General features: G+C 70.2%; 19 protein-coding genes. 8 read left to right on the forward strand and 11 right to left on the reverse strand.

What is annotated here, in order from left to right; all coding sequences use genetic code 11:
* Positions 1-124 precede the first annotated feature (124 nt).
* Together H4696_RS00545 and H4696_RS00550 are read left to right on the forward strand one after the other, a co-directional pair.
* Positions 125-667 (forward strand): DUF6069 family protein, encoded by a 543-nt coding sequence (locus tag H4696_RS00545; protein WP_086865111.1) that lies wholly within the window; start codon positions 125-127, stop codon positions 665-667.
* Positions 667-1,083 carry a nitroreductase/quinone reductase family protein gene (locus H4696_RS00550; protein WP_086865110.1) on the forward strand — a complete coding sequence of 139 codons (417 nt, stop codon included), beginning with the start codon at positions 667-669 and terminating at the stop codon, positions 1,081-1,083. The genes H4696_RS00545 and H4696_RS00550 overlap by 1 nt, the downstream gene beginning before the upstream one ends.
* Positions 1,084-1,104: 21 nt before the next feature.
* Here H4696_RS00550 and H4696_RS00555 read toward each other — a convergent pair whose 3' ends face one another.
* The 5 genes from H4696_RS00555 to msrA all read right to left on the reverse strand — a co-directional run bounded on the left by H4696_RS00555 (position 1,105) and on the right by msrA (position 6,652).
* The gene (locus tag H4696_RS00555) at positions 1,105-1,908 is read right to left on the reverse strand and encodes an ABC transporter permease (RefSeq protein ID WP_086865109.1); all 804 of its coding nucleotides are present in this window, start codon (positions 1,906-1,908) and stop codon (positions 1,105-1,107) included.
* On the reverse strand, positions 1,905-2,873 hold the full coding sequence (locus H4696_RS00560) for an ATP-binding cassette domain-containing protein (RefSeq protein ID WP_169735206.1): 969 nt from the start codon (positions 2,871-2,873) through the stop codon (positions 1,905-1,907). Before H4696_RS00560 ends, H4696_RS00555 begins: the two co-directional genes overlap by 4 nt.
* Positions 2,874-2,951: 78 nt before the next feature.
* Positions 2,952-3,461, reverse strand: a complete 510-nt coding sequence (locus tag H4696_RS00565) for an OsmC family protein (protein ID WP_086865108.1) — start codon at positions 3,459-3,461, stop codon at positions 2,952-2,954.
* Between the two features lie 82 nt (positions 3,462-3,543).
* Complete coding sequence (locus tag H4696_RS00570; protein ID WP_225955552.1) at positions 3,544-5,820, reverse strand: M4 family metallopeptidase; 2,277 nt, start codon at positions 5,818-5,820, stop codon at positions 3,544-3,546.
* A 316-nt stretch (positions 5,821-6,136) separates the two neighbouring features.
* Positions 6,137-6,652, reverse strand: a complete 516-nt coding sequence (msrA, locus tag H4696_RS00575; RefSeq protein WP_086865107.1) for a peptide-methionine (S)-S-oxide reductase MsrA — start codon at positions 6,650-6,652, stop codon at positions 6,137-6,139.
* A gap of 303 nt (positions 6,653-6,955) precedes the next feature.
* Here msrA and H4696_RS00580 point away from each other — a divergent pair, with 303 nt between their 5' ends.
* On the forward strand, positions 6,956-7,339 hold the full coding sequence (locus tag H4696_RS00580; protein ID WP_086865106.1) for an STAS domain-containing protein: 384 nt from the start codon (positions 6,956-6,958) through the stop codon (positions 7,337-7,339).
* A 91-nt stretch (positions 7,340-7,430) separates the two neighbouring features.
* On the opposite strand, the gene H4696_RS00585 is transcribed toward H4696_RS00580, so the two are convergent.
* Positions 7,431-8,297 (reverse strand): LysR family transcriptional regulator, encoded by an 867-nt coding sequence (locus tag H4696_RS00585; protein WP_086865105.1) that lies wholly within the window; start codon positions 8,295-8,297, stop codon positions 7,431-7,433.
* 87 nt (positions 8,298-8,384) lie between these two features.
* Between H4696_RS00585 and H4696_RS00590 the strand changes: the two genes are divergently transcribed.
* On the forward strand, positions 8,385-8,834 hold the full coding sequence (locus H4696_RS00590; RefSeq protein ID WP_086865113.1) for a nuclear transport factor 2 family protein: 450 nt from the start codon (positions 8,385-8,387) through the stop codon (positions 8,832-8,834).
* 3 nt (positions 8,835-8,837) lie between these two features.
* Here H4696_RS00590 and H4696_RS00595 read toward each other — a convergent pair whose 3' ends face one another.
* The gene (locus H4696_RS00595) at positions 8,838-9,143 is read right to left on the reverse strand and encodes a hypothetical protein (protein ID WP_086865104.1); all 306 of its coding nucleotides are present in this window, start codon (positions 9,141-9,143) and stop codon (positions 8,838-8,840) included.
* Positions 9,144-9,267: 124 nt separating this feature from the next.
* On the opposite strand from H4696_RS00595, the gene H4696_RS00600 reads away from it, so the two are divergent.
* Both H4696_RS00600 and H4696_RS00605 read left to right on the forward strand, forming a co-directional pair.
* Positions 9,268-10,182 (forward strand): hypothetical protein, encoded by a 915-nt coding sequence (locus tag H4696_RS00600; RefSeq protein ID WP_086865103.1) that lies wholly within the window; start codon positions 9,268-9,270, stop codon positions 10,180-10,182.
* A gap of 66 nt (positions 10,183-10,248) precedes the next feature.
* The gene (locus H4696_RS00605; protein WP_086865102.1) at positions 10,249-10,686 is read left to right on the forward strand and encodes a L,D-transpeptidase; all 438 of its coding nucleotides are present in this window, start codon (positions 10,249-10,251) and stop codon (positions 10,684-10,686) included.
* On the opposite strand, the gene H4696_RS00610 is transcribed toward H4696_RS00605, so the two are convergent.
* Positions 10,641-11,099, reverse strand: a complete 459-nt coding sequence (locus H4696_RS00610) for a hypothetical protein (RefSeq protein ID WP_225955553.1) — start codon at positions 11,097-11,099, stop codon at positions 10,641-10,643. The genes H4696_RS00605 and H4696_RS00610 overlap by 46 nt on opposite strands.
* Before the next feature lie 15 nt (positions 11,100-11,114).
* Positions 11,115-11,537 (reverse strand): hypothetical protein, encoded by a 423-nt coding sequence (locus tag H4696_RS00615; protein WP_086865101.1) that lies wholly within the window; start codon positions 11,535-11,537, stop codon positions 11,115-11,117.
* A 109-nt stretch (positions 11,538-11,646) separates the two neighbouring features.
* Here H4696_RS00615 and H4696_RS00620 point away from each other — a divergent pair, with 109 nt between their 5' ends.
* Complete coding sequence (locus tag H4696_RS00620; RefSeq protein WP_086865100.1) at positions 11,647-13,008, forward strand: NAD-dependent succinate-semialdehyde dehydrogenase; 1,362 nt, start codon at positions 11,647-11,649, stop codon at positions 13,006-13,008.
* A 27-nt stretch (positions 13,009-13,035) separates the two neighbouring features.
* Here the strand turns inward: H4696_RS00620 and H4696_RS00625 are convergent, their stop codons facing one another.
* The gene (locus H4696_RS00625) at positions 13,036-13,842 is read right to left on the reverse strand and encodes a tyrosine-type recombinase/integrase (RefSeq protein WP_249027261.1); all 807 of its coding nucleotides are present in this window, start codon (positions 13,840-13,842) and stop codon (positions 13,036-13,038) included.
* Between the two features lies 1 nt (position 13,843).
* Here H4696_RS00625 and H4696_RS00630 point away from each other — a divergent pair, with 1 nt between their 5' ends.
* A complete protein-coding gene (locus H4696_RS00630; RefSeq protein WP_338064963.1) occupies positions 13,844-14,173 on the forward strand; it encodes an alpha/beta fold hydrolase in 330 nt (109 codons plus the stop codon).
* 9 nt (positions 14,174-14,182) lie between these two features.
* On the opposite strand, the gene H4696_RS00635 is transcribed toward H4696_RS00630, so the two are convergent.
* Positions 14,183-14,533 (reverse strand): VOC family protein, encoded by a 351-nt coding sequence (locus H4696_RS00635; RefSeq protein WP_086865098.1) that lies wholly within the window; start codon positions 14,531-14,533, stop codon positions 14,183-14,185.
* Between the last annotated feature and the right edge of the window lie 15 nt (positions 14,534-14,548).

Raw genomic sequence — 14,548 nt, forward strand, 5'->3', positions numbered from 1 at the left:
GATCCCGTGAACGGCAAACGTCGGAAGATCACGAAATCCCCGGACGTTCCGGCGCGGATCGCGGTGGGGGCCGAAACGGGGGACAATCGGGGGCGAGAGGCGCAGCCGACCTAGGAAGGCTCTGATGGCCGACTACTACGGGAACCAGCCCCAGGACGTCCGCCCGGGGATCGACGCGCGCCGGCTGTGGGCGGGTGGCGTCGCGACGGCGGTGGTCGCGGCCCTGCTCGCGGTGGTCGGGCTGCTGATCGCGCGCGGCATCTTCGAGGTCGAAGTGCTCGCCCCAAAAGGCGAGGGCGTCTGGGGCAACGCGAGCACCACGACGTACGCGCTGGTCGCCGCCGCGGTGGCCCTGCTCGCCACCGGGCTGATGCACCTGCTGAGCGTGGCGACACCGGCGCCGTCCCAGTTCTTCGGCTGGATCATGGTGCTCGTCACGCTGATCGCCGTGGTGCTGCCGCTGACCCTCACGGTCGCCCCGAGCGCGAAGATCGCGACGGCCGTGATCAACCTGGTGCTCGGCCTGGCCATCGCCGCGGTGGTGAACAGCATGGCGGCCAGCGCCCGGACCCTGCACCGGCGCCGCAGGCAGCAGAGCGCGGCCCCGCCGCCGACCCGGCAGCAGTGGACGCAGCAGGAGCCGCCGACCCAGTACTACGACCGCTGATGGACGTCCGGGAGACGAACCGCCGCGTGATCCGGCAGTTCCGCGCGGGCGGCGAGGTGGAGGGCATGCACCGCGAGCGCCTGGTGCTGCTGACCACGACGGGCCGCCGCACGGGCGAGCCCCGCACGGTCCCGATGATGGTCCACCACGACGGCGCCCGGCTGCTGGTGGTGGCTTCGAACATCGGCGCGCCGAAGCACCCGGACTGGTACCTGAACCTCGCCGACGACCCGCGGGTGAAGGTCGAGGCCGACGGCCACGAGTTCGAGGGCGAGGCGCTGCCGCTGCTGGGCGCGGACTACGTGCGGGCGTGGACGGAGCTGGAGCGGCACTACCCGTTCCTGGCCGAGCACCGGGAAAAGGCCCGGCAGGCCGGCCGGGTCATCCCGATCGTGGAACTGTCCGAAGAGGACTGAAGCAGTCCTCTTCGGACGGTCCTACTTGCTCGCCACCCGCCGGTAGCGGGCCGTGGCCAGCGGGGCGAAGACCGCGATGATCGCCACGCAGCACAGGATCGAATACAACGCCGCGTGCTCGGCCGGCCAGCCCGTCGGCGCCGGGCCGAACCGGTTGCCGAACAGGTCCCTGGTCGCGTTGATCACCGCCGTGAACGGGTTCCAGTCCGCGATCGCCTTGAGGAACGCCGGGAGGGTCTGGGTCGGGACGAACGCCGAGGAGATGAAGCTCAGCGGGAACATCCAGATCAGCCCGGCGCTCTGCGCGACCTCGACGCTGCGCGCCGCCAGGCCGATCAGCGCGCCGACCCACGACAGCGCCCAGGCGAACATCAGCATCACCAGGTAGCCGAGCAGCGCGTCCCAGAAGCTGCCGCGGATGCGCCAGCCGACGATCAGGCCGCACAGCGACATCACCACGAGCGCCACGACGCTGACCACGAGGTCCGACGTCGTGCGGCCGAGGATCACCGCGATCCGGGACATCGGCAGCGAGCGGAACCGGTCGATGATGCCCTTCTGCAGGTCGTTGGCGAAGCCGATGACGGTGAACGCCGAGTTGAACGCCACCGTCTGGGCGAAGATCCCCGCGATGAGGAACTCGCGGTACGCCGCGCCACCCGACTCGCCGCCGATCGCGTTGCCGAAGACGTAGGCGAACAGCAGCACGAACATGATCGGCTGCAAGGTCGCGGCCATCAGCCAGTCCGGGTTGCGGCGGACGTTCACCAGGTTGCGCCAGGTGATGACGCCGCCGTCCGAGATGCCCTTCGCGAGCGCGTTCACTTCGCGGCCTCCTCGGCGCCGTGACCGGTCAGGGACAGGAAGACGTCGTCCAGCGTCGGCCGGTGCAGGCCGACGTCCTGGACGGCGATGCCCTGGGCGTCGAGCCGCCGCAGGGCCTCGATGAGGGCCTTGGGGCCGGTGTCGACGAGGATCTCCGCGCGCCGCGTGTGGTCGTCGCCCGAGGGGTCGCCGGTGCCCACTTCGCGCAGCACCTCCAGCGTGGCGGGCAGGTCCGCGGGGGAGGCGATGACGAGTTCCAGGCGTTCGCCGCCGGTCTGCGCCTTGAGCTCGTCGGCCGTGCCGCGGGCGATCACCTTGCCGTGGTCGATCACCACGATCGAGTCGGCGAGCTGGTCGGCTTCTTCGAGGTACTGGGTGGTCAGCAGCACGGTCGTGCCGTCGGCGACCAGCTCCTTGATGACGCCCCAGGTGTCGAGGCGCCCGCCCGGGTCGAGGCCGGTGGTCGGCTCGTCGAGGACGACGACGGTCGGCTCGGCGACCAGCGCGCCGGCGAGGTCGAGCCGCCGCCGCATGCCGCCGGAATAGCCCTTGGCCGGCCGGTCGGCGGCCTCTTCGAGGGCGAACCGCGCGAGCAGCTCCCGGGCGCGGGAGCGGGCCGCCGCCTTGCGCCTGCCGTAGAGCCGCCCGACCATGTACAGGTTTTCGTAGCCGGTCAGGTTCTCGTCGACGGCCGCGTACTGCCCGGACAGCCCGATCCGGCGGCGCACCTGGTCCGGCTCGGCCAGGACGTCGTACCCGGCCACGTGCGCTTCGCCGGAGTCCGGGCGCAGCAACGTCGTCAGGATGCGGACGGTGGTGGTCTTCCCGGCGCCGTTCGGGCCGAGCAGGCCGAGCACGCGCCCGGCCGGGATGTCGAGGTCGACGCCGTCGAGCGCGCGCGTCGAACCGTAGGTCTTCACGAGCCCGCGTACCTGGACGGCGACGTCCGGTTCCGGCTGTGGCATGTCGGCTCCCCTTCCGGTGACACCGACAAGCTAGGCCACACTGTCCGCTTTGTCCTCCGGGTTTCTCCCGGAGAAGAGTCAGTTCGCCGAAAGCGTTACCGCGAATTCCGGCGGCGTCCGCAGGGACTGGAACACCACGCAATAGCGCTCGGTCAGCTTCTTGAGCGTGGCGAGCTGTTCTTCGGAAGCGTCCGTGTCGAGGTCGAACGACAGCCGGATCGCGCGGAAGCCCACCGGGGCGTCCTTCGCGACGGCCAGCGTGCCGCGGAAGTCGAGGTCGCCCTCGGCGCGGACGCGGCCACCGCGGACCTCGAGGCCCAGCGACGTCGCCACCGCCCGCAGCGTCACCCCGGCGCACGCGACGAGCGCCTCGAGCAGCATGTCCCCCGAACAGGCGAGGGTGCCGTCGCCGCCGGTCGCCGGGTGCAGCCCGGCTTCGACGACCGCGCGGCCGGTTTCGACCTTGCAGGAGATGCCGAGACCGTCCAGTTCGGCGTCGGCGTGCAGTGTCACGACCGCGCTTTCCGGGTTTTCGCGGTACTTGTCCTTGAGCGGGGCCTGGGTCGCGCGCAGTTCCTCGGTGTCCATGGGCCGATTCTGCTCCGGAAAACGCGGAAGCGGGGAGACCGGTCGCCCGATCTCCCCGCTTCGGCGGTTCAGTGTTTCAGTGTCAGCTCAGGGTCACGGCCACGTCGTCGATGACGAACGAGGTCTGCAGCGAGCTGTCTTCGGTGCCGGTGAACTTCAGCGCGAGGGTGCTGCCGGCGGCCGACGAGACGTCGATCGTCTTGAGCGCGTACCCGGACGCCTTGTTCAGGTTGGAGTAGCTGCCCAGCGTCGTGCTGCCGTTGGCGACGGTCAGCTTGTCGTAGGCGGTCGTGGTGGTGGTCTCCGCGGTGTCGATGTGCAGGTAGAACGTCAGGCTGGCGTGGCAGCCCGCCGGGATGCTCACCGACTGCGCGATCGACTCCGTGGTGGTGGAGCCGTAGCCGTCGAGCCAGGACGAGTAGGTGCCGCCGTGCGCGGCCTCACCCTGCGAGCCCCACTGGCCGATGGAGCCGGTGGTGCCGGTCCAGCTGCCGCTGCCCGATTCGAAGCCGCCGTTGACGATCTTCTGGCCGGAGCAGCCGCCGGTGGTGCCGACGGTCCAGGTGAACGACGCCGTGCCGGTCTTGCTCGCCGCGTCCGTCGCCGTCACCGTGACGTTCGAGGTGCCCGCGGTGGTCGCGGTGCCCGAGATCGTGCCGGTGGAGGAGTTGATCGACAGGCCGGCCGGGAGGCCGGTGGCCGACCAGGTGTACGGCGCGGTGCCACCGCTGGCCGACAGCGGCAGGTTCACCGAACCGCCGGTCGTGGTGGACTGGTTGCCCGGGTTGGACACGGTGACCGTGCCGGTCGCCGAGCAGGTCGGGTCGGCCGACTGGGCCGGCACGCTGATCGCGTCCCACGCCGCCTTGACGGTGTTGAACTCGGTGCAGCTGCCCGGGAAGAGGTTCTTCGCCGCGGTCAGCGTCCAGGTGCGGTACTTCAGGTACGAGCTGCTGGTGGTCTTGAGCAGCATCGCGTTGTAGAAGATCTTCATCGCGTTCTGGACGCCGATGCCGGTGATCGAGGTGTTGTTGCACGTGGTGCTGGTCGGCTGGCCGTTGGTCGGGTTGGTGCCTTCGGCCAGCAGGTAGAACCAGTGGTTGCCGGGGCCGGCGGACGCGTGCACCTCACCGTTGGGGACGGAGCTGTCGTAGCAGTTCTTGTCGCCCAGCGCCGAGGGGTTGTACATGTTGCGGATCGGGCCGGAGCCGACCAGGTTGACCGTCTCGCCGACGAGGAAGTCCGGCACGTCGCCGCCCGAGGGCTCGTTGGCGAACCACTCGGTCGAGGCGCCGAAGACGTCCGCGACGAACTCCTGGGTGCCCGCACCCGAGATACCGCCCGGGGTGTGGTCGTCGATGCCGTGGCCGTGCTCGTGCGCCACGACGTCGATCGAGCTGATCCACTGGCCGTTGGTGTTCTTGCCGATCTGGACCTGGCTGCCGTCGTAGTAGGCGTTCTGGTCGTTCAGGCCGACGCGGACCGGCCAGCCGCCGCCGTTGCCGTCGAAGCTGTTGCGGCCCAGCCACTGCGAGAGCATCTTGTTCTCGGTCTGGAGGGCGAAGAGCGCGTCGACGCAGCCGGTCTCGCGGCTGGTGGCGTTGCCGTTGCCCCACGCGTCGTCGGGGCCGCTGAACGTGGTGTTGTTGGCCGCGTCCTGGCAGGACTCGGTGGGGTGGTTCGGGTCCTTCATCGAGTACGTGCTGCCGGACACCGACGTGTCGAGGTGCACCGGGTTCGGGCGGTTGTACGCGCTGGTGCCGTCACCGTTCATGACGTGTTCTTGGGTCTTGAGCACCTTGCCGGTGGCGGCGTCGACGATGACGTCGAGCCGGCTCGGGCCTTCGGCGTCGCGGCCGACGACGGTGCTCTTCCACGCGAGGGTGGGCGTGCCGAGCGCGAAGACGACCTGCTGCGCCGGGCTCACGCTGTCCACCGCGGACAGCTGCTGCCGCGCGGTCGCCTCGGCCGCGGCCTTCGACACCTTGGCGGTGGTGGAGGCGAGGTTGATGGTCTGGTCCTGCGCGACGGAGGTGCCCAGCACCTGGCCCGTCGAGTCGGTCGCCACGACGAAGTCGCCGCCGACGACCGGCAGGCCCTTGTAGCTGCGCTCGTACGGGACGTACTTGAGCCCGTTGGTCGAGGAAATCGCTTTCTGGGCGAGGAAAACGTCGTCCGCGCTGGCGTGCAGCGCGGCCGGCTTGCTCGCGACCAGGCCGGCCGCCGCGTTGACGGCCAGGGTCTGGGCGTCGGCGGTGGCGTTCGGGGTGGCGGGCTGGGCCTGGGCGGCGGTGGTCGTGCACATCGCGGCTATCAGCGCGCCGCTCGCGGCCAAGACGATGGGACGTCTCAGGTGCATCGAAGGATCTCCTCCGGGCAGGGCGAACCGGCCCGGTACAGGCCGGGCCGAGAACGGGGGACGGGAAAAACGGTGCTGCTTGGCGGAAATCAGGATCCGGTGAAGAAGGCTCGCGAACAAGCGACTAACGTACGGTCTTATCTACGAGAGGCAATACTTCCCAAAAGGGACATTTGCCACCATTGGGATCTCTGGTCTTGACCGTCCACTCAGGACTGAAGGCGGATCACCGCCGTTCGGGTGATCTTTCCCGCGCCCGGGACGGCGAAAGGCCCCTCCGCCGGATCGGCGAAGGGGCCTTCGGCACCGCGGACCGTCAGGCGGTCTTCTCGCGCTTCGGGAGCTTCCAACCCGGGCGCACGAAGTGGCAGGTGTACCCGTTCGGAATGCGCTGCAGGTAGTCCTGGTGCTCCGGCTCGGCCTCCCAGAAGTCGCCGGCCGGGCTGACTTCGGTGACGACCTTGCCCGGCCACAGCCCCGACGCGTCGACGTCGGCGATGGTGTCCTCGGCGACGCGCCGCTGCTCGTCGTTCTCGAAGAAGATCGCCGAGCGGTAGCTCAGGCCGATGTCGTTGCCCTGGCGGTTCTTCGTCGTCGGGTCGTGCACCTGGAAGAAGAACTCGAGCAGGTCGCGGAACGTCGTCTGCGAGGGGTCGTAGACCACCTCGATGGCCTCGGCGTGCGTGCCGTGGTTGCGGTAGGTGGCGTTGGGGACGTCGCCACCGCTGTAACCGACCCGGGTCGAAACCACCCCGGGCTGACGGCGGAACAGCTCCTGCATGCCCCAGAAGCAGCCGCCGGCCAGGACGGCCCTTTCGGTTGACGTGGTCACGGCGTCACTCCTTCTCTTCGTGCGGTGCTTCCGGCTGGTACAACTTCCGCCGGTCACCGATGATTCCACGCCGGCATTACGGAAGCCTGACGTCCCCGGAGCGGTGATATCGACTGGTTGATATCGATGATATTTTCTGACGCTCCACAATGGACACTAGACCGGACGGCGGCGGCGGATTCGGCCGTCCGCCAGGGAAAGTCCAAGTGTGTACCGTTCGCCCGCTTCAGCGCGCCGCGACCGCGCCGCGGGTGGGACGATGAGCCGGGGCCGGCCTCCGACACGGCCCTGAGGAGGCGCGCGATGCGCGACCAAAACGGGATCGCCCCCGAACGGACCAGCGGTGTGCTGGTCGTCGAGGTGCGTGGCCAGCTCGACATCGACACGGTGCTGCAGTGGACGACCGTGATCGAAGCCACCATCTGCGAGCTGCCGGGGCCGCACCTGCTGGTGCTCGACCTCGGTGAGCTGGAATTCCTTTCCGTCCGCGGGATCCGCGGCCTGCTGCGGGCGTTCGAGCTGTGCTGGGAGCGCGGGATTTCGGGCTGCCTGATCGCCACCCCGGGCGGCGCGGTCGAGCGGGTGATCCGGCTTACCGGGCTGGCCGGACGGGTGCCGCTGTTCCCGCACCGCGTGGCGGCGATCGCCGCGTACCAGCCGACGGAGATGCGGTGGCTGCCCGGCTGAGGAGGGCGTGACTTCGTGGCGCCGGGCGGGTTTCCGCCCGGCGTCGGCGGCGCTTTGCCCGGTGGCGACGCGAGAGCACGCGCCACCCGCGTCAAGCGGGTTCGCGCACCAGTTCGGCCGCCGCCTCCGCGAACCCGCGTACCCGGGCCGTCGCCGTGGCGGCCGGCCAGATCAAGGCCCACTCGAGGCGCGGTGCGTCGGCCACCGGCACGTAAGCCAGGTCGGGCCGCGGGTAGTACCGCCGGATGTGGGCCCCGACCGGCAGCACTCCCGCACCCGCACCGGCCAGGGTGAGCAGCTCCTGCAGGCCTGCGCGCGCGTGGGTCACGGCATCCGGGGCGTGCTCGTCGAGCCACGGGTCCGGCAGCGCGCACCGCAGCACCGGCACGCGCGCCAGGTCCGCGACCGGCACCGAGTCCCGCCGGGCGAACGGGTGACCCGCCGCGACCGCCAGGAAACGCGTCTCCCGCACCAGCACCGGGCCGGTGACCAGGTCCGGCGCCGCCAGCGGGAGCCCGGCCAGCACGACGTCCACCTCGCCCTCGCGCAGCCAGGGCAGCACCTCGGCCGGCCGTACTTCGCGGAACTCGACGCGGCAGCCGGGCTCGCGCTGCCGGAAGCGCTCGGCCACACCGGCCAGGAGCTGCCCGCCGGCGGCGTCGCCGAACGCGACCCGCAGGGTGCCGGTGACCCCGCGGCCGGTCTCGATCGCCCGGTCCAGCGCCGCGCCGACCGCCGCGAAGGGCGGGGTGAGGTCGGCGACGAGCTGCCGGCCCACCGGCGTCAGTGCCACGCGGCGGCTGGTCCGGGTGAACAGCGGCACGCCGATCCGCCGTTCGAGCTTGCGGATCGTCTGGCTGACCTGCGCGGTCGAGACGTGCAGCCGCTCCGCCGTGCGGCCGAAGTGCAGCTCCCCGGCCAGCGTCAGGAACGTCTCGAGCTCGCGCCACTCCGGCATGCCCGCCCCCGATCGTGAAGTTTCGCTTCACGATCGTGGCACACAAGCGCGTTGATCGGTTCCGCGGGGCGGGCCAGCCTCGAGGGCATGACCACGGAAAACGACCGGCACGAGATCGTCGACGCGCTCTACCGCTTCGGCCTCGGCCAAGACCTCAAGGACCGCGCGTTGTTCGCGTCCTCGTTCGCCGCCGACGCGGAGCTGGACTTCCGGCCCGCGGCCGCCAAGTGGGGCGCGCGGCCGCCGCTGATGACCGGCCGGGACGCGATCGTCGACACGATCCTGGCGCTGTTCGAGGGGCGCGTCGACACGACCCACCAGGTGACCAACCCGCGTGTCACCGTCGACGGCGACACCGCGCGCCTCACGGCCCTGGTCGAGGCCCAGCACCTGCTGAGCGCCGACCACTCGACGCACGCGCTGCTCAAGAACCGCTACGACACCGACCTGGTCCGCGACGGCGACCGCTGGGTGCTGCGCCGGGTGGTGATCGAGAACGCCTGGTACACCGGCGACCCGGTGGCCATCTTCGGCTGAGCGCTACTCGCCGCGCATCGATCGGCGGATCTCGGCCAGCCGGTCCTTGGCCGCCTGGTCGCGGTCGGCGATCTGCTTGTCGAGGGCGTCCGCCGTGTGCTCGGTGCCGAGCCCGGCGACCTCGGTGGCACCGACGGACGTCGTGTACCGGTTCTCGATCTTGTCGCGCACGAAGTCGAAGCTGGGCACGCCGCCCTCGCTGTAGTCCGGCTCCGGCAGGGGCGGCGAGGGCACCGCGATCGCCGCGGTGGGGGTCTCGTCGACGATCTCGCCGTCCAGGACGTTCGGGTCGCCGTCGGGTGTGGTCATCTGCCGACTCTAGCGCCGGAGTGGGCACTCCCGCCGGTAGCGCAGTGGGTAATTCGGCCGTTGGGCGGCGCCGCGCGGTGCGCGATCGTCGACCCGCACAGCCGGTGTCCGGAGGGAGCAGACCATGAGTGCCGGGGCCTACCGCGCCGAAACCACGGAAATGGGGACGGTCGCCAAGGCGGTCGAGGAAGTCGGGTCGAGCTTCCATTCGGTGACCCGTGACCTGGAGGGCCTGGTGCTCGACGCGTTGTCGTTCGCCGGGATCGGGAGCGCGGTGGCCGCCGCGAACTCGGCGCTGCACTCGTCGCTGGGCAGCGCGCTGCAGAAGTTCCTGAGCCTGATCACGAACGTCAACCAGAACGTCCAGACGGCCGCGAACCGCTACAACGCGGCCGACTCCGACGTCGCGCAGGCCTACGGCGGCGGCCAGGCCCAGGCCGGCGGCGGGGGAGCGGCGGCCGCGGCGGCGCCGCAGCAGCTGGACCCGCGCGTGGTCGATTCGATCATGCGCTCGGAAGGCGCGACGGGCGAGCAGGGCGGCGTGCCCGAGGCGTACGGCTTCCGGCAGAACATGCACAACGGCTACGACCGGATCATCGCGGCGCGCGAGCAGTACGGCATCGGCAGTGCCGAGGAACGCGCGGTCGTCTCGGACCTGATGACGGCGAACGCGCGCACGGCCGGCGCGCTCAACTTCACCGACCCGGGCACCCAGGCCGCGATCATGTCCGGCGCGCACATGCGCGGCGCCGGCGGCGTGCGGGCGATCCTCAACCACATGGGCGGCGACGACATCGTGCGCAGCTCGCGGACGCTGAGCGACGCGACGATCCAGCACGTGCAGGGCCTGACGCCGGAGCAGTTCCAGCAGGAGTTCCGCGACGCCCGCGTCGAATACGACCGCCAGATCTACGGCGACACCACCACCCGCCAGGGCGGGCACACGCAAAACTGGTGGGACCGCTACGGAAACGGATTGACCCAGCGGTACGACCGCGAACAACAGGAATTCCTCCGGCTTTCGCAGCCGGCGAACTGATCGGTTCGAAGATCGGAAAACGGGGAACCCTACCTCCTGTAGCCGAACGACAACGGGAGGCACGCGATGAACCGGAGGATGATCGCACTACTGGGCGGGGTCGCCGCGATGGCGGGGACCGTGGCGTTCGCGGGAACGGCCGAAGCGGCGTCGACGCCGTGCGACGCCGACGCGAAGGCCTGCGTCCAGCGCAGTTCGAATACGGCGTGGTTGACCGACGGCGCCGGGAACGTCACCTACGGCGGCGTCCCGATCACCGTGGGGCTGGCGAAGTACCCGACCCCGCTGGGGAAGTTCCACGTGCAGTACAAGGACATCGACCACTACAGCAAGCAGTACAACGGGCCGATGCCGTACTCGGTGTTCTTCACCACCACCGGGGTCGCTTTCCACCAGGGCAGCCTGAAGGTGAAGTCCCACGGGTGCGTGCACCTTTCGCACGCGGCCGCGGTGACGTTCTACAACACCTTGCACCCGGGTGACGTCGTCCAGGTCGTGCCCTGATCCGTCGCTTGTGGACGGTTGAGGAGCGCACCCAGGACAGCACCGAACACCAGGTGATCGGCCAGCTGCGGCGCGCGGGGAAGCGCCCGCACGGCGGGGTAGGCCCGAGCGGCGACGCCTAGATCGAGCACGGCGATCGCCAGCCCGGCCACCGCACCGCGGGTGACGCCGCGGCAGCCGGCCGAGGCGAGCACGCCGGTCCACCCGGCGGCGACGAGAACGTGCGCGACCAGCCCGGCGGCGACGCCGGGCCGGTCGCGCCGGCCCGGGATGAGGGTGCCCGCGACGCGCGTGGCGGCGAGGAGGTCGCCGCCGGTGAGCAGCGCGTGCGCGGTCGACGGTATACCGCTGACCACGGCGGCGACGGCTCCGGCACGCACGACCCGGCGGATTGCTGCCTTGAACTCGTTCATGTCATCGGCCCGGCGTCAGCCGGCAGCGAGGTACGCCGCCACCCGGATCCGCAGCCCGCGGACGTGGGGGAGCGCGATGGCGAACGCCCGCGCCGGCCGGTATCCCGGCCACGGGTCGCCGTGCGTGCACGGACCCAGGAAGTACACGAAGCCGTCTTCGTCGTCGTAGCGGCCGGGCGACCAACGCTGGACCGCGCCCGGCACCCTGGCCTCCCAGTACGCGGGGTGCTTCAGCACGCGGCCGAGTTGCCGGGCGAAGCGGGGCAACTCGGCTTCCGCCAGGCCGAGGCCGCGGCCGCTCCAGACCCGAGGGGTGCGTTCCGGCGTGCGCGCGGGGCAGCCGAAGGTGACCTCGCCGCCCGCGTAGTGGCGGGTCCAGCGAGCACTTTCCGTTGCCAATGCGTCGAATTCGGGGCCGCCGGTGATCTCCAGCGTCATGGGAAAACGATAGGCGATCAAGCGCTCGAGAGTACCGCCGCGCGGGTGTCGATCACTGGTCCAATAGTGTATACAGTATGCAGTAGTCACGTCGGACCCGGAGGCCGCCATGTACTCAGTCACCGACCCCGCGACGGGTGAGCGGGTCGAGGAGATCCTGAACGCGACCGACGAGGAGGTCCGCGCCGCCATCGGCCGGGTGCACCGCGGGTACGCGGGCTGGCGGGCCCGGCACGTCGCCGAGCGGGCCGCGATCGTGCGCCGCGCCGGCGAGCTGTTCGCCGAACGCGCCGACGAGCTCGCCGCGATCATGACCCTCGAAATGGGGAAGCGGATCAACGAAGGCCGCGGCGAAGTCGGCGTCGTCGTCGACATCTTCCGCTACTACGGGGAGCGCGGCCCGGAACTGCTGGCCGACGAGCCGCTGCCGATCCGCGGCGGCGAGGCGGTGCTGACGAAGGAGCCGATCGGGCCGCTGCTCGGCGTCATGCCGTGGAACTTCCCGTGCTACCAGGTCGCCCGGTTCGTCGCGCCGAACCTGGTGCTGGGCAACACGATCCTGCTCAAGCACGCGTCGATCTGCCCGCGTTCGGCGGTGGCGATCGAGCGCGTGCTGCGCGACGCCGGCGTGCCCGAAGACGCGTACGTGAACGTCTTCGCGTCCAGCCGGCAGGTCCCGTGGATCCTCGCCGACCCGCGCATCCAGGGCGTCTCGCTGACCGGCAGCGAGCAGGCGGGCATCTCCGTCGCGGCCGAAGCCGGGCGGAACCTCAAGAAGAGCGTCCTCGAGCTCGGCGGCTCCGACCCGTTGATCGTGCTGGACACCGATGACCTGGACGAGACGGTCAAGATCACCGCGACGGCCCGGATGCGCAACTGCGGCCAGTCGTGCAACGCGCCGAAGCGCATCATCGTGCTGGGCGAGCTCTACGACGAGTTCACCGACCGCTTCGCCAAGCGCGTCGCGGCGTACTACGTCCCGGGCGACCCGGCGGACCCGGCGACCACGCTGCCGCCCCTGGCTTCCCCATCCGCCGCGGACGAGGTAGCCGCCCAGATCGACCGCGCGATCCGCGACGGCGCGACCTTGCGTGCGGGCGGCCACCGCATCCCCGGCCCGGGCGCCTACCTGGAGGCGACGGTCCTCACCGACGTGACCCCGGAAATGGCGGCGTACCACGAGGAAATCTTCGGCCCGGTGGCGTTGCTGTTCCGCGCGGAGACGGAGGAGGAGGCGATCGCACTGGCCAACGACACCCCGTTCGGCCTCGGCGCAAGCGTCTTCAGCACGAACCGCGAACGCGCGGCCCGTGTGGCGCGGAGAATCGAGGCGGGGATGGTGTACATCAACAAGTCCGGCGGGTCGGAGGCGGATCTTCCCTTCGGTGGCATCAAGCGGTCGGGGATCGGCCGGGAGCTGGGGCCGCTGGGGATCGAGGAGTTTATGAACAAGAAGCCCATCCGCCTCTGACCTGCTGCTTTGTTGCGTTCGGCCTCGTCAGGCTGTCTCGGAATCCTGGGCCGTCTGCTGCGGTCGGCGGGGCTTGAACACCCGGTTCGTGGCCGCCTGAGCCCGCTTGTGGCTCGATGGGACGAGGTGGGTGTAGATCCGGAGCGTGTATCCGGGGTCGTGGTGACCGAGGTACTCGGCGACTTCCTTGATCGACACGCCGTTGGCGAGCATCGTGGAGGCGAAGAAGTGCCTCATGGCGTGCATCCCGTCCCGGCGTTCGACGTAGTCGAGCCCCGCACTCGCGAAGGCCGGCCGCCAGACGTGGTACGCGAAGTTGGAGCCCTTGATCACGTTCCCGATCGGCTGCCCCGCGTAGACGCTGCGCTTGGTCGTCCGGGCGATCAGAACGCGCACGGTTTCGGGCCGGCCACCTGGTTCGAGCCAGGGGAGCGTCAGCGTGACCGGCTCGAAGGTGGCCATGTAGTCGTCGATGTCATCGAGCACGCCTTGCCCGAGCGGCACCACACGCGTCTTGCCGCCCTTGGGCGGAGAGAACACCGGCTGAGTGCCGATCCACCGGATCTGGCGCTGAACGTTGACGATCATCTCGTCCCGGTCGACGTCGTCCGGGCTGAATCCGAAGATCTCCATCTGTCGTAGGCCGAGCCCGGCCCCGAGCGGCACCGTGACGGTGTACTCGACGGGCAAGGCAAGCCGGACGGCGCGGACCCGGCTGTCCGGCCACGGGATGACCTTCCGCTGGACGGGCTTGGGCCGCTTGACGCTCTTCGCCCGGCACGGGTTCGCCCGGATCTTCTTGTCGTCGTAGGCCGCCTGGAGGATGGCGGACACGGTGTCGAACAGAACCGCGGATGAGCTGCTCGACAACCTGATGCTCTACTGGCTGCCCGGCACCGGTGCCTCATCCGCCCGGCTGTACTGGGAAAGCCTCCGGCAGGTCAACGAATGGATCTCCGGGTCGGCCGGCGCGCCGGTGACCGTACCCACCGGCTGTTCGGTCTTCCCCAAGGAGCTGCAGCGCCCGTCTCGGCGGTGGGCGGAGCGCCGGTTCCCGAACATCCGGTACTGGAACGAGCCCGGCAAGGGCGGCCACTTCGCGGCGTTCGAGCAGCCGGCGTTGTTCGTCGACGAGGTCCGGTCATTCTTCCGGCTGGTCCGCTGATGGTCACCCCTACTCGGTAAGCGGCTGGCTGAAGATCAACAAGTGCCCATCGGGTGTCCGTACGTTGAAGTCGCGCATCCCGTAGGGCCGGTCAGCCAGTGGCTCGACGATGTCGGCGCCGCGGGCGCGCAGCTCGTCGTGGCAGGAATCGACGTCGTCGACGACAACCGTCACCCTGGCCGGGCCGACGCTGCTTTCGGCGTACAGGTGGAACTCGGCGGTGTCGCGGATCACGGCCGCGTAGCTAGGCGGGGTCTCCCAGGTGAATATGGTGTCGAATCCGAGCGCGTCCGTGAAGTACGACCGCGCTGCCTGCACATCTCGGCACGGCAGCACGGGAATCGCCACCCGCATGACCATTCCGTCACCTTACCT

It is taken from the genome of Amycolatopsis lexingtonensis (genome assembly GCF_014873755.1).
GTDB classification, from domain to species: Bacteria; Actinomycetota; Actinomycetes; order Mycobacteriales; family Pseudonocardiaceae; genus Amycolatopsis; species Amycolatopsis lexingtonensis.